The following is a 19,933-nucleotide window of genomic DNA, read 5'->3' as shown; positions in this document are numbered from 1 at the left end:
CCACGCTACCCTCTACTCCGCTGATTACTGTGTTTTTTGCACGTAGGGATGGATAGATTTACTCTCCCAAATTTCATTATGTTAAACGTCGAACATGAAATCATCCTCCCGAGACCCTGTGTCATGCCTTGGCTTGCTGCCGCGCAAGCCTTCGGCGCGGCACAGGGTCTATCCTGCACAGGCGATATGCGTCGAGCGGGGTGCGGCATGGACAAGAAGTTTCAATGGAACGCCTGGTACTTCCTGCTGGCCTTCAGCATGCTGCTGATGTTCCAGGGCTGGTGGGCCGAGCGGCAGGCGGTGGAGCCGATCGCCTACAGCGAGTTTCTCAAGCTGCTCAAGGAAGGCAAGCTGAGCGAACTCAGCATCAACAACCAGCAGATCAGCGGCAAACTGCTGGAGCCGATCAACAATCGCAGCAGCTTCGTGACCAACCGCGTCGATCCGGCACTGGCCGAGGAGCTGGCGGCGGCCGGGGCCAAGTTCAGCGCGGTCCGGGAAAACACCGCCCTCTCCAACCTGCTGTCCTGGCTGCTGCCGCTGGTGCTGATCTTCGCCTTCTGGAGCTTCCTGTTCCGTCGCCTGACCGACAAGCAGGGGCTCGGCGGGCTGGTCAGCGTCGGCAAGTCCAAGGCCAAGGTGTACGTCGAACGCGACACCGGGGTGACCTTCGACGACGTCGCCGGCATCGACGAGGCCAAGGCCGAGCTGGAGGAGATCGTCTCCTTCCTCAAGGACCAGCCCAGATACAGCCGCCTCGGTGCACGCATTCCCAAAGGCATCCTGCTGGTCGGCCCGCCCGGCACCGGCAAGACCCTGGTGGCCAAGGCGGTGGCCGGCGAGGCCGGCGTGCCCTTCTTCTCCATCTCCGGCTCCGAGTTCGTCGAGATGTTCGTCGGCGTCGGCGCCGCGCGGGTGCGCGATCTGTTCGAGCAGGCACGCAAGGCGGCACCCTGCATCATCTTCATCGACGAACTGGACGCCCTCGGCAAGGCCCGCGGCGTCGGCGCCTTCGGCGGCAACGACGAGAAGGAACAGACCCTCAACCAGCTGCTCGCCGAGCTGGACGGCTTCGACCCGCGCGAGGGCGTGGTGCTGCTGGCCGCCACCAACCGCCCGGAGATCCTCGACCCGGCACTGCTGCGCGCCGGGCGCTTCGACCGCCAGATCGTCGTCGACCGCCCGGACCGCAAGGGACGGATGGCCATCCTCAGGGTGCACGTCAAGCGCATCCAGGTCGCCGCCGACGTCGACCTCGACCAGGTCGCCGGCATCACCCCCGGTTTCACCGGCGCCGACCTGGCCAACCTGATCAACGAGGCGGCCATCCTCGCCACCCGGCGCAATGCCGAGAAGGTCGGCATGGACGACTTCACCCGCGCGGTGGAACGCATCGTCGCCGGCGCCGAGCGCCGCGGCCGCCTGCTGCAACCCCACGAGCGCGAGGTGGTGGCCTACCACGAGATGGGCCACGCCCTGGTCGCCAGCACCCTGCCCGGCATGGACCCGGTCCACAAGGTGTCGATCATCCCCCGCTCGATCGGCGCCCTCGGCTATACCCTGCAGCGCCCCACCGACGACCGCTTCCTGATCACCCTCAACGAACTGAAGGACCGCATGGTGGTGCTGCTCGCCGGTCGAGCCTCGGAACAACTGGTGTTCGGCGAGATATCCACCGGCGCCGCCGACGATCTGGCCAAGGTCACCGATATCGCCCGGCAGATCGTCACCCGCTTCGGCATGAGCCCGGACCTCGGCCAGGCCGTGCTGGAGCGCCAGAGCAACAGTTTCCTCGGCGACAGCGTGATCGCCATGCGCGAGAAGGACTACTCCGAGCAGACCGCGCGGGAGGTCGATCTCGCGGTCCGCCAACTGATCGACAAGGCCTACCGCCGCGCCGGCGAGATTCTCCAGCAAAGGCGCAGCGAACTGGACGCAGGCGCCCGCCTGCTGCTCGAACGCGAGACCATCACCCCCGAGGACTTCCCGCCGCTGCGGCCGGCCGCGGCGGGCGATGCCGGCTGACGCAGCCCCGGCAGGCAGCACGCCTCAGCGCAGGAGGCTCAGCAGCAGGCCGTAGACGAGCGGGGCCAGCAGGACGATCAGCGCGGGAACATGCCAGCCCCGCGCGGCAGGGCGACTGGTGCCGCAGTGGAGGCATATGGATGCGAGCAGTCGCGTCGAATGGCGGCAATGCTTGCAACGGAAATCGATCATGTCGTGGTTCTCCCTGAAGAATCGTTCCTGCCCCGGGTCGCCCGGGGCTACCGCGGCCCTGTGGAGCATCCGGGTTGCCAGCCTGAGGTGAAGCCGACATGATCGGCGCCACGAGAGCGACGCAAGGCTCCTTTTCCGCCGATGGATAATCGCCACATACTGTTACAAGCCTGCCTGCATACCCTCGCCTTCGCCCTGCTGGCCGGCGGCGGCCTCGGCCTGCTGGACACCCTGCTGCGCCCCGCCCCCGCACTGCATCCCCTGATGCTACCGGGTAGCAGCATGGCACATCTCGGCCTGGGCCTGCTGGCCGCCAGCCTAGTCGGCCTGTGGCTATGGCACAGTCAGCCGGCACCGCGCGATGGCCGCCTGGATCGCCGCACCCTGCTGGCCGGACTGGGCGCCGTGTTGCTGTCGATCGGCAGCTGGTACCTGCTCGGCCTGCAGAACGCCCGCAGCCTGACCGACCAGAGCGACCTGCTGCTGTCGCGTCTGGACAACGCCAGCCAAGAGGCCATCGCCAGCCGCCTGGCGCTGCTGCAGCGCATGGGCGAGCGCTGGGAAGCCCTGGACCAGCTGCCGGCCCCGACGTTCTGGCTGCAGGAAACCGACAGCTACCTGCGCGACCTGCCCGGCTTCACGCTGATCGCCCTCCTCGACGAGCGCCTGCAGGTCAGCCGCAGCCAGACGCGCATGCCCTCGGCCGGCGCCTGGCTCGACAGCTTCATCGCCGACCCCGCCCGGCAGGCCTGGCTTGAACAGGTGCGCGGCGGCCGCGAGCCACGACTGAGCCCTGCCCTGCTGCGCCCCGGCACGCCGCCGATGGCGCTGGTGGCCGTACCGCTGCACCTGCCCGGCGAGCCGGTACGGCTGGTGGTGGCCAGCCTCGACCTGCACCACGCGCTGGCCGAGCTGCTCGCGGGCGGCACCGGCGACTTCGTCGTCGAGGTCCGCGAGGGCGAACAGCTGCTGCTCGGCGGCACCGCAGGCGACACACCACGGGCCACCCCGGTCGGCACCCGCGAAATCGACCTCGCCCGGGCACCGCGCTGGACCCTGACCACCTACCTGAACGACGCACGCGATACGGCCGACAGCCAGCGCCTGGCGCTGCTGGTGCTGCTCGGCGGCCTGCTGCTCAGCGGCCTGCTGATGTTCAGCCTGCGCCTGGCCTGGCTGGCCCAGCGGCAGGCCGGACGCCTCGCCGAGCAGCAGCGCTACACCGAGGGGCAGCGGCACATCCTCGGCATGATCTCCACCCTGCAGCCAGCGGAGCTGATCCTGCGCGAGATCTGCCTGCTGATCGAGCAGCAGGCGCCGGGAGTGCTCAGCTCGGTGTACCAGGTCGACCCCAGCGGCCAGCGCCTGACCCTGGGCGCCGCCCCCAGTCTCGGCGAACGCTACAGCCAGGCCATCGCCAGCCTGCCCATCGGCGAGGACATCGGCGCCTGCGGCACCGCTGCCTACCGCCGCCAGCCTGTGCTGGTCGAGGACATTCCCCACGACCGGCGCTGGAAAGGCTTCCACCAGCTGGCCGCGGCCGAGGGCCTGTACAGTTGCTGGTCGACGCCGCTGCTGGCCGGCAACGGCGAGCTGCTCGGCACCTTCGCCATCTACCGGCGCCAGCCGATGCAGGTGGACGCCGAGCTGCAGGCACTGGTGGCGACCGCCAGCCAGCTGGCCGCGGTGGCCATCGAGCACCGCAACACCCTGGCCGAGCTGGAGCGCAGCAACCGCGAGCTGGAGGAATTCGCCTTCGTCGCCTCCCACGACCTGCAGGAGCCGCTGCGCAAGATCCAGACCTTCGCGGACCGCCTGACCAGCCACGCCAGCGGCCTCGACGAGCAGGGCCGCGACTACCTGCAGCGCATGGGCGCCGCCGCCGGCCGCATGCAGGCGCTGATCCGCGACCTGCTGGCCTACTCGCGGCTCAACACCCGGCGCCAGCCTTTCGTGCCGGTAGCGCTCGACCCGCTGCTCGACGAAGTGCTGCAGGACCTGGAGGGAACGCTGGAGTGCAGCGGTGCGCAGCTGCAACGCGAACCGCTGCCCATGGTGCACGGCGACCCCTCGCAGCTGCGCCAGCTGTTGCAGAACCTGCTGAGCAACGCGCTCAAGTTCCACAAGCCCGGGGAAGCGCCAGTTATCCGCATCTATGCTGAACGACAGGGCAGCGGAGAATGGAGCCTGTGTATCAGCGACCGGGGCATCGGCTTCGACGAAAAGTACCTGGAGCGCATCTTCCAGCCGTTCCAGCGCCTGCACGGCCGCCAGGCCTACCCCGGCACCGGGATCGGCCTGGCCATCGCCAGGAAGATCGCCGAGCGCCACGGCGCCCGCCTCACCGCCCGCAGCCAGCCGGGCCGGGGGGCCTGTTTCTGCGTCACCTTCCACCGGTCCGACAAGGAGTGAAGCGACCATGTCGAATGCCCTGCCCGTGCTGATCGCCGACGACGATGCCGACGATCGCCTGCTGCTTCGCGAGGCCTTCCGCGACAGCCTGCTGCCCAACCCGCTGCACTTCGCCGAGGACGGCGAGCAGTTGCTCGACAGCCTGCAGCGCTCCAGCGATGCCAGGCAGCCGCTGCCCGCACTGATTCTTCTCGACCTGAACATGCCACGCCTCGACGGCCACGAGGCCCTGCTCGCCCTCAAGGGGGATGCCCGGCTGTGCCGGATTCCGGTGGTGATCCTCAGCACCGCCGCCGAGGAGGAGGCGCAGCGCTGCCTGGAGGCCGGCGCCGACGCCGTCATCGGCAAGCCCAGCAGCTACAGCGGTCTGCTCGACGTGGTGCGCCGGCTCGGCGACCATTGGCTGGCCACCGACGCACTGCCCCCGGAGCCGCAACCTTCATGAGCCCAACCGAGCGCCCGCTGCACCTGCTGCTGATCGAAGACGACGAGGACGATTTCCTCATCATCCGCGACCTGCTGCGCCAGGCCGGCAAGCTGAACTACGTCCTCGACTGGGTGGACAGCTTCGAGCGCGGCCTCAGCGCCCTCGACGAGGGTGCATACGATCTCTACCTGATCGACTACCGGCTGGGCGCCGACTCCGGGCTGGAACTGGTGCGCCACGCCAGCGCCCGGGGCATGCACCAGCCGCTGATCCTGCTCACCGGCCAGGACGACAGCGAGCTGGATGCCCGCGCCCTGGAACTGGGTGCGGCGGACTACCTGGTCAAGGGCCAGTTCGACGGCCGCCTGCTCGGACGCAGCATCCGCTACGCCCTGGAGCGCGCCAGCGCCAGCGAGCGCCTGGGCCGCAGCAACAGCCGCGCGGCACTGCTGCAGCGCTGCCTGGAAGCCAGCTACAACGGCGTGGTGATCGTCGATGCCCTCGCCCCGGACCAGCCGATCATCTACGTCAACCCGGCCTTCGAGCGCATCACCGGCTACCGCGCCCACGAGGTGCTGGGGCGCAACTGCAGGCTCCTGCAGGGCAGCGAAACCCGCCAGCCGGGCGTCAACGAGATCCGCCGCTGCATGACCGAGCAGCGCGAGGTGCACGTGGTGCTGCGCAATTTCCGCAAGGACGGCAGCGCCTTCTGGAACGACCTGTACATCGCCCCGGTGCCGGACGAACACGGCCTGGTGACCCACTTCATCGGCGTGCAGAACGACATTTCCGAGCGCAAGCGCTTCGAGTCGGAGCTGGCCTACAACGCCAGCCACGACGTGCTCACCGGCCTGCCCAACCGCTCGCTGCTGGAGGACCGTCTGCTGCAGGGCTGCCAGATCGCCCGGCGCTACACCCGCGAGCTGGCGGTGATGCTGATCGACCTCGACGGCTTCAAGCCGATCAACGACACCCTCGGCCACGCCATCGGCGACCGCATCCTGGTCGAGGTGGCCCAGCGCATGGCCGCGCAGATCCGCCCCGGCGACACCCTCGCCCGGCTCGGCGGCGACGAGTTCGTGGTGGTGCTGCCCGACCTGGCCCACGGCGAGGATGCCCTGCTGGTCGCCGAGCGGCTGATCCACAGCATCGCCCGCCCCTACCAGTTCAACGAACTGGAGCTGCACGTCACCGCCAGCATCGGCATCACCGTCAGCAACGGCGAGATCGAGCAGCCGGTGAAGCTGATCCAGGAAGCCGACCTGGCCATGTACCAGGCCAAGCAGCACGGCCGCAACAACTACCAGTGGTACACCGAGCACCTCAACCAGGAAGTCAGCGAGCGCATGACCCTGCGCAACGAGCTGCAGAAGGCCATCGAGGGGCTGAACTTCGAGCTGCACTACCAGCCGCAGATCGACGCGCGCACGGGCGCGCTGCTCGGCTGCGAGGCCCTGCTGCGCTGGCCGCACGCCGAGCGCGGGTCGATCTCGCCGCTGCGCTTCATCCCGGTGGCCGAGGATACCGGGCAGATCGTCCCGATCAGCCAGTGGGTGCTGGTCACCGCCTGCAGCCACCAGCGCCGCCTGCTCGACCAGGGCCTGGCCGCCGGCGTGGTGTCGGTGAACATCTCGGCGGTGCATTTCCTGCGCCAGGACTTCGTCGGCACCGTGCAGCGCTCGCTGGAGTACAGCGGCCTGCCGGCGCACCTGCTGGAGCTGGAGATCACCGAAACCGTGCTGCTCAAGGACGCCGAGCGGGCCATCCAGTTGCTCCGCGAACTCAAGGCCCTCGGCGTCGGCATCGCCCTCGACGACTTCGGTACCGGCTACTCCAGCCTGAGCTACCTCAAGGACCTGCCGATCGACAAGGTGAAGATCGACCGCTCCTTCGTCCACGAGCTGATCAGCGACCAGCGCGATGCCGCCATCACCCAGGGCATCATCTCCATGGCTCACCACCTGGACCTCAAGGTGGTGGCCGAGGGCGTGGAAACCACCGAACAGGCCGAGTTCCTCCGCCGCAACCTGTGCGACGCCTTCCAGGGCTACCTGTACGCCCGGCCGATGCCCTACTCCCAGCTGGAAGCCTACCTGCGCGGCCTGAAGAGCGCCTGAGACGGCCGGGCCGACGCTAGTAGTCGCGCTTGTAGAACAGGTCCAGCGAACTGGCCAGGCCGCTGGCCGCCTCCAGGTAGAGCTTCTTGCTCAGCTGGTAGCGCAGGGCGAAGACGTTGACCGGTTCGAACACGCCGACGCCATAGCGCAGACTGAGCTTCTCGGAGAGGTAGCCGCTGGCGACCATGCTGCTGTCCGTACCGGAACCCTCGCTTTCCAGCAGGAAGTCGCTGATGCCCAGGCGCTCGGCGATGGCCCCGGCCACCGGGGCACCGCCGGCCAGGCCGAGGGCCAGGGCGGCCTGGTTGACCATGTTCTGGTCGCCACCGCTGCCCGGTGCACGACCGAGCACCAGGTAGGACAGCGCCTGCTCCTGGCTCATCGCCGGCTCGGAGAACACCTCGCTGAGCGGCTCGTCGGCGCGGCCGCTGATGCGCAGGCCGGCGGTGACGTCGCCCACCTCGCGGATCGCCTCGATGTCCAGCAGCGGCTGGTCGATGGGCCCGGCGAAGATCAGCCGCGCGCGGCGCAGGGTCAGGCGCTGGCCGTAGGCGCGATAGCGGCCGTTCTCCAGGCGCAGGGTGCCGCGGCTGTCGAGGTTGTCGCGCAGGCGCAGGTTGCCCCTGAGGTCGGCGGTCAGGCCGAAGCCGGAAAAGCGCAGGCGGTCCTCGCCGATGGCCAGGCGCAGGTCCATCTGCAGATCCGGTGCGCTGGACGGCGCCGGCTGCTCGCCGACGACCCGCGCATCCTCGGACACCTTGACCGCCTGCGCCGGCAGTTCGCGCACGGTGATCCGCCCGCGCGGCACCGCCACCCGACCGCCGAGACTGAGGCGGTTGTCGCGCAGGCCGAGCTGCAGGTCGGGCTCGACCTCGAGGCTGGCGTAGGGCTCGACCACCGCCGGCAGGCGGCTGCCGCGGATCTGCAGGTCCATCTGCGGCGCGCCGGCCCAGCCCAGGTTGCCGGCGATGCTGCCCTGCCCCTGCTCGCCGCTGCGCCAGCTGCCGTCGAGCCGGGCCTGCTGGCCGTCGATCTGCAGGGCCAGCTGCAGCTGCTCGAAGGTCAGCGGCAGCTCGCCGCCACTGAGGTGGCCGTCGCGCAGCTGCACGCGGCCGTCGACCACCGGCGCCAGCAGGCTGCCGGACAGCCGCCCGCCGCCGTCGATGCGCCCCTCGATGCGCTCGACCTGGCGGGCGAAGGGCCGCGCCAGGGCGAGGTCGAGACCGTCGAGGCGGAAGCTGCCGGACAACGGCTTGTCCTGCGGCCGCGGGTCGATGCGCGCCTCCAGCTCCAGCGCGCCGAGGATCGGGCCGGACAGGAGCAGCCGGCTGTCGATCCGCTGCGGGCGCAGCCGGCTGGTGAGCAGCAGCTGCCGGTAGGGAATCTCCAGCCACTGGCCACGCTCGCGGATGCGCAGCTGGCCGCTGCCGGCATCCAGGCGCAGCTCGCCGTCGGGGCCGCCGGCCGGCAGGTCGAGGCGCAGGTCGCCATTGACCCGGCCGACCAGCGCCGTGCCGCGCGGCAGGCTCTCGCGCAGGCGCGCCAGGTCGAAGTCGCGCAGGCGCAGGCGCAGCTGCGGATCGGGCAGCAGACGCTGGCTGTCGGCGCACAGGCTGGCCTCCTGCGACTGCCAGCAATGGGCGCCCAGGGTGATGCGCCCGGCGGCGCTGCGCTCCAGGCTGGCCGGGCGCTGCAGCTGCCAGTCGAAACCGGCGGCGGCGAGGCTGCCGCGGCTCAGGCTGCCGCGCCAGTCCTGCTGGCGGTCAAGGCCGCCGCTCAGGGCCAGCGCCAGGCGCAGCGGCTCGCCGTCGAGGCTCAGCTCGACGCTGTGCCGCGGCAGGCTGCCGCTGCCCTTGAGCGCCAGCTGGCCGAAATCCGTGTCGCCGCTGCGCAGGCCGCGGGCGTCCAGTTGCACGCTGGCGTGCTGGCGGGCGTCGAGGCGGGCGTCGAGGCTCAGCTGGGACAGGCGCTGCTGCTGGTAGGCCAGGCCGCTGCCCTGCAGCGCCAGACTGCCCTGCGGCGCGGCCGGGGTACCGGCGAGCCGGAGTTCGCCGCCAGCCTGGCCGCGCAACCCGGGCCACAGCTGGTCGAGGCGCGCCAGCGCCAGCCTGAACTGGCCCTCCAGCTTCTCGCCCCAGACGCCGCGGCCGTCGATGCGGTTGTCGCCCAGGCGCAGGGCCAGCTCGGGCAGTTGCCAGCGCTTATCCTCGCCCTGCAGCTTGCCCCTGAGCGCCAGCGGCTGCTGGCGTAGCTGACCGTCCAGCGTCCAGTCGGCTTCGAGCTGCAGGCGGCCGTCGCGCAGCTCGCCGTTGCTGGCCAACTGGCCGCCGATGCGCCCGGGCAGCTCCCTGAGCCAGTAGGCCGGATCGAGCTCGGCCAGCTGCAGGCGCGTCTGCCAGCCGAAGGCTTCGGCGAAGGTCAGCGCCAACTCGCCCTGCGCCCGGCCCTTGCCGGCCTCCAGGCGCAGCTGCGGGAGCTGCAGCTGGCCGCCGTCGCCCTGCAGCGGGCTGGACAGGCGCAGCGGCCCGGCCGGGCTGAGCAGGCGGACGTCGAAGTCGCCCCGGTAGCGGCTGTCTGCGTAGCTGAATGCCGCCTGCAGCTGCTGGAGCTGCAGCTCCACGCCGGGCTGCGGATACAGCTGCTGCCAGGCGAAGGCGCCGCCCGCGAGGGTCAGCTCGGCGGCGAAGGCCTCGCGCCAGTCGAGGCGGCCGGCGAGCTGCAGGGTTTCGCCGGCGGCATCCTGCAGGCGCAGGTGCTCGACCCGGGCGCCGCCGGCATCCAGGGTGCCGCGCAGCGCCAGGGCCACCGGCTGTTCGGCGCCGGCCAGGCTGGCGCTGCCGTCCAGCGCATAGCCCTCGCTCAGGGTGCCGCGGGCGGTCAGGCCGAGCGAGCGGAACTGCAGGCTCGGCGGCAGGCTGGTCAGGGCGTGAAAGTCCGTGGCGCTCAGCTGCAGCTCCAGCGGCAGCCCTTCCGCCAGCGGCTGCAGCCAGCCGGTGAGCTCGCCGTTCAGGTAGCCCTGGCTGCGCGCCGTCAGCTCGAGGCGCTGCAGCAGGCGGCCGTCCAGCTGCAGGTCGAGCTGCCAGGGCCGCTCGTCCACTGGCGGCAGCTGCAGGCTGGCGCGCGCGCGCAGCGGCCAGTCGCCCTGCGGCTGCAGGCTCAGCTCGCTGAGGGTCAGGCGCAGGTCGGGGCGCTGCAGGTCGACGGCGGACAGCTGCAGGCCGCCGGCGTCCAGGCGGGCGGCCAGCGCCAGGTCGTGCAGCTGCTGCGCGCCGTTGATCTCCAGGCTGCCCAGCTGCAGACGCTGGATGGCCACGCCCAGCGGCAGGCGGATATCCGGCAGACTGAGCGGCTCGGCGCTGGCCTCCTCGGCCGGCGGCAGCTCCAGCTGCAGGCGCGTGGCGCTCAGCTCGTCGAGGCACAGCAGGCGCTGGCGCAGGCAGGCCAGGCGGTTACCCACCCGCAGCTGCTCGACCGCCACGCGCGTTTCGCCCGACTGCCAGCGCAGCGCGCCCGCGCTCCAGTCGCCGAACAGCCGGCCCCGGAAGTCCTCCAGCGCCAGCCCCGGCACCCGGCCGAGCAGCCAGCGGCTGCCGGACTCGCTGGCCGGCAGGGCGAGCAGGCCGGCCAGAAGCGCCAGCAGGAGCAACCCGGCAGCGCCGAGTCGGCGCAGCAATCTCCTCACAGTTCCGGCCCCATGGAGAAGTGGATGCGAAAGCCCGAGCCCTCGTCGTGATCGAGGGCGTGGGCCAGGTCGAGGCGGATCGGGCCGACCGGCGACACCCAGCGCACGCCGATGCCGACACCGGTCTTCAGCGGGTCGCTGAAGTCGTCGATGGCGTTGCCGTGGTCGACGAAGGTGGCCAGGCGCCAGCGGTCGCGCAGCGGGTACTGGTACTCCAGGCTGCCGACCACCAGGTAGCGGCCGCCGACGCGCTCGCCCTCGCTGTCGCGCGGCGACAGGGTCTGGTAGTCGTAGCCGCGCACGCTCTGGTCGCCGCCGGCGAAGAAGCGCAGCGACGGCGGGATGGCCGCGAAGTCGTTGGTGGCGATGCCGCCCAGCTGCATCCGGCCGAGCAGGCGATGGCCGCCGGCGAAGGTGGTCAGGCCCTTGGCCTGCATGACCAGGTGCAGCAGGTCGGTATCCGACAGCAGGCTGCGGCTGGCGCCGGTCAGGTCGGCCTGCAGGCGCCAGCCGCGGCTGGGATCGACCTTGTGGTCGCTGACCGTGCGGCTGAAGCCGATCCCCGGCAGCAGCAGGGAGCTGCGTCCTTCATCCTCGCCGGTGGTGTAGCGCTCCTGCTCCCAGCGCAGCGAGACGATGCGCTGCCACTCGCGCTCCGGCAGGTGCTGCCACTGGGCGCCCAGGGTCAGACGCTCGCTCCGGGTGTCCACCAGATCCTCCTTCTGGTAACCGGCGGTGAAACGCAGGCTCTCGGTCAGCGGCGGATCGAGGGGGATCTCGTACCAGGTGCCGAGGCTCTGCCGCGGCGCGGAGAACTCGAAGTCGCTGCCCAGCCGGTGGCCCGCCGCGCCGCGCCAGTGACGGGTCCAGGTGCCACGCAGGCGCGGTCCGACGTCGGTGGAGTAGCCGGCACCGGCGGCCAGGGTGCGCGGCTTGCGCGCCTGCAGGCGCACCTGCACCGGAATGGTGTGGTCCGCGGCGCTCTCGGGCGTGGCGTCCACCCGCACGTCCTCGAAGTAGTTGCTCGACACCAGCGCGCGGTTCAGCTCGCCGATCAGGTCGGAGTCGTAGGCCGTGCCGGGCTGGAACGGCACCATGCGCGCCAGCAGATCGTCGTCGAATGGCGTATCGCCCTCGAACTGCACGCTGCCGAGGTGATAGCGCGGGCCGCTCTGGTAGACCAGGCGAATGTCGGCCACCCCGGCGTCGGGGTCGACCAGCAGGCTCTGTTCGACGAAGCGACCGTCGAAGAAGCCGAAGCGCAGCGCGCGGTTGCGGATCAGCCGCTTGGCGTCCTCGTAGGCGCCGTGGTCGAGCACCGCCCCCGGCGCCAGCCGGTCGCTGCGCGGCAGGCGAAAGCGCGGGAACTGCGCCGCCTCGCCCTCCACGCGGATCTCGACCGTGCGCAGGCGCACCGGCTCGCCCTGCTCGATGTGCAGGCGCAGCACCGGCTCGTCGCCACTCTCGATCACCTCGCTGCGGATCTTCGCCCGGTAGCGACCGAGGGCCTGCAGCGCCCGCAGCGCCTCGCGCTCGGCGTGACGGGAGAAGCGCTGCAGGCTGGCGGCGTCGCGCTTGCCGAGATCGCCGATGTGCGCCTCGACGTTTTCGCGCAGCGCCTTGCTGCGGGGCGAGATCAGGACCTCCAGCTCGGCCGCCGCGGCCAGTGGAGTGCCGAACATCAGCATGCCGGCCAGCGGTATGCCGCCCAGCAGGGTGCCGCGCAACGGTATGCCGCCCAACCGAATGCCGGCCAACGGGGCGAGCAGCGCCGCGACGGATGACGGGAAGATGCTTTTCATGCCGCCGATCCTAGCACGGCCCTCGCGGATTACCGGACAAGCGGAGGAGATCGGCGCCAAGGGCCGCCAACCGCCCGGAGCCGAACGGCCACACGTCTGCGCGCTCAGAGCCGCTCGCCCGCCTCGCGCAGGCGGGCGAGCAGCTCGGGCACCAGCGCCAGGCGTTGGCCCTCCTCCTCCAGTACCCGCTCGAAGGCGCGCTTCTTCAGCGCCTCCACCGCCAGGCCGGCGCGCAGGTTGGCCGGCACCGTGCTGAGCAGGATGTCGAACAGGCGGTCCACCGCGTGCAGGCGGCCCCACAGGTAGTCGTTCTCGCGCACCGCGCGGCCGAGGAAACCGCCGAAGCCGGCGAAGGAGCTGCCGAGCAGCACCGGCTTGCCCTCGTCGAGGACCAGGCTGTCGGCGTCCTCGGGGCTGATGCGGTCGACGAGGATCTCCTCGATGGGCCCGGCCTCCAGCGACAGCGCGCTGGCGGTCGGGCGCAGGATGACGTCCCAGAAGAAGTAGCCCAGATAGCCGGTGAGGATGGCCAGGCGGCTCGCCTCCGGCAGGCCCTGCACCAGCGGCGAGGCCAGCACGGCATCGACGTTGTCCACCACGCGGGCCATGTCGCACTCCTGGGCCAGCCGCTCGACCAGCCGGGAGATCTGCGCGACCGCCTCGGGCTCGCTGGCCAGGCGCTCGGTGCCGAGACCCGGCCCCTCATCGTCGTCCATGAACAGCTCGCGGCACAGGTTCACCGCGTGGCGGCTGAGGAAGTCGAGGTCGTCGTAGACCGCCAGCTCGCCGACGCACTTGTGCAGCTTGAGCTTCAGCAGGTCGAGGTCCTCGGATTCGGCGGCACTGCCGCTGTCATGCTCGGGATACAGGTCGTTGATCTCGTGCAGCACGAAGTTCAGCCGGCGCTTTTTGTAGATCAGCCCGAAGTCGAGGATCATACGCGCGAACAGCGGCAGGTCGACATTGCTGTAGAGCTGCTCGGGCATCCTGTAGGACTCGGCGATGATGCCCTGCTGCCCAGCCCAGGCCTCGATCACCTCCTCGACCCGGCGCGCCTGCGGCGAATCGGCGGTGTACTGGCAGGCCGCGGCGATGAGGCGCACCACGAAGTCCAGCGCCTCGAAGATCAGCGAGCGCATCCAGGCGTCGTAGACGATGGCGGTGCCGGACAGCAGGCTGATCGACAGCAGCCGCCAGTGGCGCAGGTCGTCGACGCCGAAGCCGCTCCTCAGCTTGCCGGCGGTCTCCTCCTCGATCAGCCGGGCGATCTGCGGGCGGGCGTGCAGGATGGCCGCCTTGAGCCGGCGCGCCTGCACGTTGTAGCGGCTGATCACCGCCAGTTCGTTGTACACCGGGTCCTGGCGCGGCAGGTCGCTGAGGGCGCCGCGCAGGGTGGCGAAGAAGCCGGGCACCCCGGTTCCCGTCAGCCGCCGGGTACCCTTGGGGTGCGGGTCGATGTACACCAGGCGGCGGTCCACCTCGCGCAGGGCGCCGTGGGTGTGGATGGCTTCCACGCAGGCCATGATCGGCTTGTTGTCGAGCACGCTGCCGTCGACCAGCACCGCCTCCTCGGGGCTCTCGCCGCGTGCGCGGTAGTTGCGGAAGTTGGCCTCGACGAAGCGCGAGCGCGCCGGCCAGGGCATGTGCCGCTCGGCGAGCAGGTCGTCGAGTTCGCGCAGCTGGGCGGGCGGGAAGGCGCCGGGATAGGACGCCGAGGCGCGCCCGGCGAAGGCCAGCGAGGGGAAGCTGTCGGCGTCGAAGTCGCTGAGCAGGTGGCCGGTCTTGCGGTGCTCGAGGGAGAAGCGCAGCAGGTGGCGGTGCTCGCGCTCGTAGGCCACCGGCGGGTCGTGGATGAAGATCGGCCGCTCCAGGCCGCGGAAGTCGGTGACCGTCACCACCAGGTCGAGGCGCTCGCCCTTGGGCAGCAGCGAGTCCGCGACCGGCGCGGCGCCCTGCATCGCGGTCAGGCCGTCGAGCATCAGGGTGCTCAGCCGGCGGCCGTCGAGGGGCGGCTTGAACCAGCGCGAGCGCAGGAACACCGAGATGCGCTTGGCCATCTCGGCGTCGGCCTGCCCCGGCAGCATGCCCTCGCGGCCGAGGCGCGACAGCAGCGGGCGCAGCAGCGGCCAGAAGTACCACTTGCTCCACATGCGCGCCTTGGCCTCCGGCGCCAGCAGGTTGAGCATGTCGGCCTGCTCCAGCCACAGGTGGCTGATCGGCATCAGCGAGCGGTCGTGGGCCAGGGCGGCGGACAGGGTGATGCCGTTGATGCCGCCGGCCGAGGAGCCGGCGACGACGTCGACGATCACCCGCAGGGCGATGTCCTTGCCCAGCGCCTGGAGGAACTCGTGGTAGAGGTCGCCGGTGGAACGCTCCGGCTCGTCGGGATAATGCTGGTGGAAGCTGCCACCTGGCGCCTGGTCCTCGCCGGAGCGGCCGGCGTGGTAGATCTTCGAGGCGCGCACCAGGTTGAGGATTTCCCGGTTGATGCCGTGCTGGTAGACGGCGAGGGATACCCCGCCGAAGAACACCAGGGCCAGGCGCAGCTCTTTCTCTTTCATGGTCAGCCCTGGAGCCGATAGCCGTCCGGGCCGTCAGGCGGCCCGTTGCGCCGCCCTGCGCCGTTTCCGTCCCAGCAAAGCTAGCCCAGAACAGGCGCCGCCGCGCGCCTCACTGCTGATCGGCGAGCTGCTCCTGCTCCTGCGCCACCCCGTCCCAGCCACCGCCGAGGGCGGCGATCAGCTGCACGCTGGCGGTCAGCCGGCTGCCGAGCAGGGTCAGGCTGCTGCGCTCGTTGGACAGCGCCGCGGTCTGCACGCTGACCACGCTGTTGTAGTCGATGGTACCGGCCTTGTACTGGTTCTCCACCAGGCGCAGCGACTCGCGGGCAGCGTCCAGCGCCTCCTGCTGCACGGTGCTCTCCTCCTCCAGCACGCGCAGCTGCACCAGGTAGTCCTCCACCTCGCGGAAGCTGTCCAGCACGGTCTGCCGGTAGCCGGCCACGGTCTGGTCGTAGCGCGCCTCGGCCTGGTCGACCTGCGAGCGGATCAGCCCGGCGTCGAACAGGGTCATGGCGAACTGCGGGCCGATCGACCAGAAGCGGTTGGGCGTGTTGATCCACTGGCCGAAGGTATCGCCGCGATAGCCGCCGGCGGCGCTGAGACTGAGGCTGGGGAACCAGGCGGCCTTGGCCACGCCGATCTCGGCGTTGGCGCTCATCACCGCGCGCTCGGCGCTGGCCACGTCCGGGCGGCGCTCGAGCAGCTGCGAGGGCACGCTGACCGGCACCTGCGGCAGCGCCGGCACGCCGTCCACCGCGGCCAGCTCGAACTCGGAAGGCGGCACGCCGATCAGCACGGCGATGGCGTGCTCCAGCTGGGCGCGCTGGTACCTGAGGTCGATGGCCTGGGCCTCGGTGCTTTTGAGCTGGGTGCGCGCCTGGGTGACGTCGGATTTGGGCACGATGCCAGCCTGGTACTGGTTCTCTGTGAGCCTGAGCGAGCGGGCGTAGGCCGCCACCGTGGCGTCGAGCAGGCGCTGCTGCTCGTCGAGCACGCGCAGCTGCAGGTAGTTCTGCGCCAGCTCGGACTGCAGGCTCAGGCGCACCGCGGCCAGGTCGGCGGCGCTGGCCGACAGGCTGGCGTTGTCCGCTTCCAGCTGGCGGCGCAGCTTGCCCCACAGGTCCAGCTCCCAGTTGACGCCGAAGGTCAGGTCGTAGCTGGTGGAAATCCCGCCACCGCTGACGCCGCTGGACACCGGCGCGCCGCCGACGACCACCGTGCTGCGCCCTGCGCCCTGCCCCGAGCGGGTCTTGCTGGCGTCGGCACCCAGCGAGGGGAAGAACGAGGCGCGGGTGCCGCGCACCAGCGCCTGCGCCTCGCGGTACTGCGCCAGCGACTGGGCCAAGCTCTGGTTGGACCTTTCCAGGCGCTGCTGCAGCTCGTTGAGGGTGGCGTCGCCGTACAGCTCCCACCAGGCGCCGCGGGCCAGGGCATCGGCCGGCTCGGCGGCCTTCCAGCCCTCGGCCTGCCGGAACGCCGCCGGGGTGTTCAGCTCGGGACGCTGGTAGTCGGGGCCGATGGCGCAGCCGCTCAGGGCGAGCGCCAGCAGCAATGTAGGGGCAAGTTTGGGGACGGGAACGGTCATAGCGGAGCTTCCAGTGCGGCATCGCTGGGCCGCCCGCGCCAGCGGTTGACGCGGTGGCGCAGGCGGTCGAGGTACAGGTAGACCACCGGGGTGGTGTAGAGGGTGAGCAGCTGGCTGAGGATCAGCCCGCCGACGATGGTCAGGCCCAGCGGCTGGCGCATTTCCGCGCCCTCGGCGGCGCCGAGCAGCAGCGGCAAGGCACCGAGGATCGCCGCCAGGGTGGTCATCACGATCGGCCGGAAGCGCAGCAGGCAGGCGCGGCGGATCGACTCCTGCGGGCTCAGCCGCTCGCTGCGCTCCAGCTGCAGGGCCAGGTCGATCATCAGGATGGCGTTCTTCTTCACCACGCCGATCAGGAGGAACAGGCCGAGCAGCGAGATCAGGCTGAACTGCCCGCCGGTGAGCTGGATCGCCAGCAGCGCGCCGACGCCGGCCGACGGCAGGGTGGAGAGGATGGTCAGCGGGTGGATGTAGCTCTCGTAGAGGATGCCGAGGACGATGTACACCAAGAGCAGCGCGCCGAGGATCATCAGCGGCTGCGACTGCTGGGCCTGCTGGAAGGCGCCGCCGGTGCCGCCCATCTTGCCCTGCACCTCGGTGGGCAGGTCGATCAGCGCCATGGCGCGCTCGATGGCGGTGGTCGCCTGTTCGAGGCTCACCCCTTCGGCCAGGGCGAAGCTGATGCTCTCCGCGGCGAAGGCGCCGTCGTGCTGCACGCGGTCCTCCTCCAGGCTGCGCTCCCAGCGGGCGATGGTCGACAGCGGCACCAGCTGGCCATCGCTGCCGACCAGGCGCACCTGGTCGAGCACCTCGGGGTGCCGGGCGTACTGCGGGTCGATCTCCATCACCACGCTGTACTGGTTGAGGCTCTCGTAGATGGTCGACACCTGGCGCTGGCTGAAGGCGTTGTTGAGCAGCGCGGTGACCGTGCTCATGTCCACGCCCAGGCGCTTGGCGGCGTCGCGGTCGACCACCAGGGTGATCTGCTCGGCGCCCTCGCCCTCGTTGGCGTCGATGTCGGTGAGCTCCGGCAGGGTCTTCAGCGCATCGCGCACCTTCGGCAGCCAGGTGCGCAGGTCCTCCAGCTCGCTGGCCAGCAGCACGTACTCGTTCTCCGAACTGCCGCCCTGGTGGCCGCCGAAGCGCAGGTCCTGGTCGGGCATCAGGAACAGCTGGCCACCGGGCACCTTGGGCAGGGTACGGCGCAGGCGCTCGGCCACCTGCTGGGCACTGACGCCGCGCTCGGCCACCGGCTTGAGGCGCACGATCATGAAGGCGTTGTTGATCCCGCCCTCGCCGCCGATGAAGCCGGCCACGCTCTCCACCGCCGGGTCCCTGAGCACCGCGCGGCGGAATATCTCCATCTTCGGCTGCATCACCTGGAACGACAGGCCGTCGTCGCCGCGGATGAAGCCGACCAGCTGGCCGGTGTCCTGCTGCGGCATGAAGGTCTTCGGCACGCTGACGAACAGCCAGACGTTCAGCGCGATGGTCGCCAGCAGGCTGAGCAGGGTTAGCAGCGAATGCCGCAGCGCCCACTCCAGGCTCACGCGGTAGAAGGCCAGCACCCGCTCCTGCACCCGGTTGCCCAGGCGCTGCAGGCGGTTCGGTTCGCGTTCGCCCGCCTCGGCGCGCAGCCAGCGCGCGCAGAGCATCGGCGTCAGGGTCAGCGACACCAGCAGGGAAATGACGATGGCCACCGTCAGGGTGATGGAGAACTCACGGAACAGCCGCTCGACGATGCCGCCCATGAACAGGATGGAAAGGAACACCGCCACCAGCGAGACGTTCATCGACAGCAGGGTGAAGCCGACCTCGCGCGAGCCCTTGAGCGCCGCGGCCAGCGGCTTCTCGCCGGCCTCGATGTGCCGGGCGATGTTCTCCAGCACCACGATGGCGTCGTCGACCACCAGACCGGTGGCGATGATCAGCGCCATCAAGGAGAGGTTGTTCAGCGAGAAGCCCAGGAGGTGCATGGCGGCGAAGCTGCCGACCAGCGACACCGGCACCGCCAGCGCCGGGATCAGCGCCGCGCGCCAGTGGCCGAGGAAGGCCAGCACCACCAGGATCACCAGGCCGACGGCGATCAGCAGGGTGCGCTCGGCCTCGTGCAGGGTGGCGCGGATGGTCGGCGAGCGATCCATCGCCACCGCCAGCTCGGCGCTGGCCGGCAGCACCGCGCGCAGCGCCGGCAGCTCGGCACGGATGCCCTCGATGGTCGCGATGATGTTGGCGTCGGCCTGGCGGTTGACCACCAGCAGCACCGCCTGCTCGTCGTTGTAGAAGCCGCTGTTGTAGCGGTTCTCCACGCTGTCGCGCACCGTGGCGACGTCACCCAGGCGGATCGCCGCACCGTCCTGGTGACGGATGATCAGCGGGATGTAGTCGGCGGCCTGCTCCAGTTGGTCGTTGCTGGCCACCTGCCAGTGGCGCGCGCCGGCCTCCAGCGCGCCCTTGGGCCCGCGCACGTTGGCGTCGCTGAGCGCCTGGCGCACGTCGTCGAGGGCCAGGCCGTACTGCTCGAGCAGGCGCGGCTGCAATTCGACGCGCACCGCCGGCAGCGAGCTGCCGCCGATCTGCACCTCGCCGACACCCGGTACCTGGGACAGCTTCTGCGCGACTATGGTCGAGGCGAAGTCGTACAGCTGGCCCTTCTCCAGCACTGGCGAGGTCAGCGACAGCACCATGATCGGTGCCTGCGAGGGGTTGACCTTGCGGTAGGTGGGCATGCTGCGCATGGCGCTGGGCAGCAGGTTGCGCGCGGCGTTGATCGCCGCCTGTACCTCGCGGGCGGCGGCGTTGATGTCGCGGCCCAGCTCGAACTGCAGGATGACCCGCGTCGAGCCCTGGCTGCTGCGGCTGGTCATCTGGCTGATGCCGGCGATGGTGCCGAGCGAGCGCTCCAGCGGCGTGGCCACGCTGGAGGCCATCACCTGCGGGCTGGCGCCGGGCAGGCTGGCCTGCACGGTGATCACCGGGAAGTCCATCTGCGGCAGCGGCGACACCGGCAGCAGACCGAAGCTCAAGGCGCCAGCCAGCAGGATCGCCAGGCTGAGCAGCAGGGTGGCGACCGGGCGGACGATGAAGGGGGCGGAGAGGTTCATGCCGGCCACCCCGTCAGGCGAATGAA

Annotated in this window: 10 protein-coding genes; 4 read left to right on the top strand and 6 right to left on the bottom strand. The window is 70.6% G+C overall.

The window, feature by feature from the left end; all coding sequences use genetic code 11:
• Positions 1–207 precede the first annotated feature (207 nt).
• Positions 208–2,025, top strand: a complete 1,818-nt coding sequence (ftsH, locus tag SK095_RS02665; protein WP_320547752.1) for an ATP-dependent zinc metalloprotease FtsH — start codon at positions 208–210, stop codon at positions 2,023–2,025.
• Between the two features lie 24 nt (positions 2,026–2,049).
• Here the strand turns inward: ftsH and SK095_RS02660 are convergent, their stop codons facing one another.
• Positions 2,050–2,217: a hypothetical protein gene (locus SK095_RS02660; protein WP_168772458.1), complete on the bottom strand. Its 168-nt coding sequence runs from the start codon at positions 2,215–2,217 to the stop codon at positions 2,050–2,052.
• 141 nt (positions 2,218–2,358) lie between these two features.
• Between SK095_RS02660 and SK095_RS02655 the strand changes: the two genes are divergently transcribed.
• From SK095_RS02655 to SK095_RS02645, 3 genes are read left to right on the top strand one after another with little or no spacing between them, the layout of a single operon-like run.
• On the top strand, positions 2,359–4,629 hold the full coding sequence (locus SK095_RS02655; protein WP_320547751.1) for a sensor histidine kinase: 2,271 nt from the start codon (positions 2,359–2,361) through the stop codon (positions 4,627–4,629).
• Between the two features lie 7 nt (positions 4,630–4,636).
• Complete coding sequence (locus SK095_RS02650) at positions 4,637–5,074, top strand: response regulator (RefSeq protein ID WP_320547750.1); 438 nt, start codon at positions 4,637–4,639, stop codon at positions 5,072–5,074.
• The gene (locus SK095_RS02645; protein WP_320547749.1) at positions 5,071–7,173 is read left to right on the top strand and encodes a putative bifunctional diguanylate cyclase/phosphodiesterase; all 2,103 of its coding nucleotides are present in this window, start codon (positions 5,071–5,073) and stop codon (positions 7,171–7,173) included. Before SK095_RS02650 ends, SK095_RS02645 begins: the two co-directional genes overlap by 4 nt.
• A gap of 16 nt (positions 7,174–7,189) precedes the next feature.
• On the opposite strand, the gene SK095_RS02640 is transcribed toward SK095_RS02645, so the two are convergent.
• From SK095_RS02640 to SK095_RS02620, 5 genes are all read right to left on the bottom strand, one after another.
• Complete coding sequence (locus tag SK095_RS02640) at positions 7,190–10,855, bottom strand: translocation/assembly module TamB domain-containing protein (RefSeq protein WP_320547748.1); 3,666 nt, start codon at positions 10,853–10,855, stop codon at positions 7,190–7,192.
• A complete protein-coding gene (locus tag SK095_RS02635) occupies positions 10,852–12,543 on the bottom strand; it encodes an autotransporter assembly complex family protein (protein ID WP_320548860.1) in 1,692 nt (563 codons plus the stop codon). The genes SK095_RS02640 and SK095_RS02635 overlap by 4 nt, the downstream gene beginning before the upstream one ends.
• Before the next feature lie 218 nt (positions 12,544–12,761).
• Positions 12,762–15,218 (bottom strand): patatin-like protein, encoded by a 2,457-nt coding sequence (locus SK095_RS02630; protein WP_320547747.1) that lies wholly within the window; start codon positions 15,216–15,218, stop codon positions 12,762–12,764.
• 109 nt (positions 15,219–15,327) lie between these two features.
• Positions 15,328–16,803 carry an efflux transporter outer membrane subunit gene (locus SK095_RS02625; protein WP_320547746.1) on the bottom strand — a complete coding sequence of 492 codons (1,476 nt, stop codon included), beginning with the start codon at positions 16,801–16,803 and terminating at the stop codon, positions 15,328–15,330.
• Positions 16,800–19,907 carry an efflux RND transporter permease subunit gene (locus SK095_RS02620; protein ID WP_320547745.1) on the bottom strand — a complete coding sequence of 1,036 codons (3,108 nt, stop codon included), beginning with the start codon at positions 19,905–19,907 and terminating at the stop codon, positions 16,800–16,802. The genes SK095_RS02625 and SK095_RS02620 overlap by 4 nt, the downstream gene beginning before the upstream one ends.
• Positions 19,908–19,933 lie beyond the last annotated feature (26 nt).

The organism is Pseudomonas sp. AN-1, assembly GCF_034057115.1.
Taxonomy (GTDB): Bacteria; Pseudomonadota; Gammaproteobacteria; order Pseudomonadales; family Pseudomonadaceae; genus Geopseudomonas.
Note: the sequence above shows the minus strand (reverse complement) of the source record. Positions and strands in the feature narration are given on the sequence as shown.

What these genes read in the sequence shown, in the direction of transcription:
- ftsH (WP_320547752.1), top strand. Translation starts at nt 208, where the DNA reads ATGGACAAGAAGTTTCAATGGAACGCCTGGTACTTCCTGCTGGCCTTC.
- SK095_RS02660 (WP_168772458.1), bottom strand. Translation starts at nt 2,217, where the DNA reads ATGATCGATTTCCGTTGCAAGCATTGCCGCCATTCGACGCGACTGCTC.
- SK095_RS02655 (WP_320547751.1), top strand. Translation starts at nt 2,359, where the DNA reads ATGGATAATCGCCACATACTGTTACAAGCCTGCCTGCATACCCTCGCC.
- SK095_RS02650 (WP_320547750.1), top strand. Translation starts at nt 4,637, where the DNA reads ATGTCGAATGCCCTGCCCGTGCTGATCGCCGACGACGATGCCGACGAT.
- SK095_RS02645 (WP_320547749.1), top strand. Translation starts at nt 5,071, where the DNA reads ATGAGCCCAACCGAGCGCCCGCTGCACCTGCTGCTGATCGAAGACGAC.
- SK095_RS02635 (WP_320548860.1), bottom strand. Translation starts at nt 12,543, where the DNA reads ATGCTGATGTTCGGCACTCCACTGGCCGCGGCGGCCGAGCTGGAGGTC.
- SK095_RS02630 (WP_320547747.1), bottom strand. Translation starts at nt 15,218, where the DNA reads ATGAAAGAGAAAGAGCTGCGCCTGGCCCTGGTGTTCTTCGGCGGGGTA.
- SK095_RS02625 (WP_320547746.1), bottom strand. Translation starts at nt 16,803, where the DNA reads ATGACCGTTCCCGTCCCCAAACTTGCCCCTACATTGCTGCTGGCGCTC.
- SK095_RS02620 (WP_320547745.1), bottom strand. Translation starts at nt 19,907, where the DNA reads ATGAACCTCTCCGCCCCCTTCATCGTCCGCCCGGTCGCCACCCTGCTG.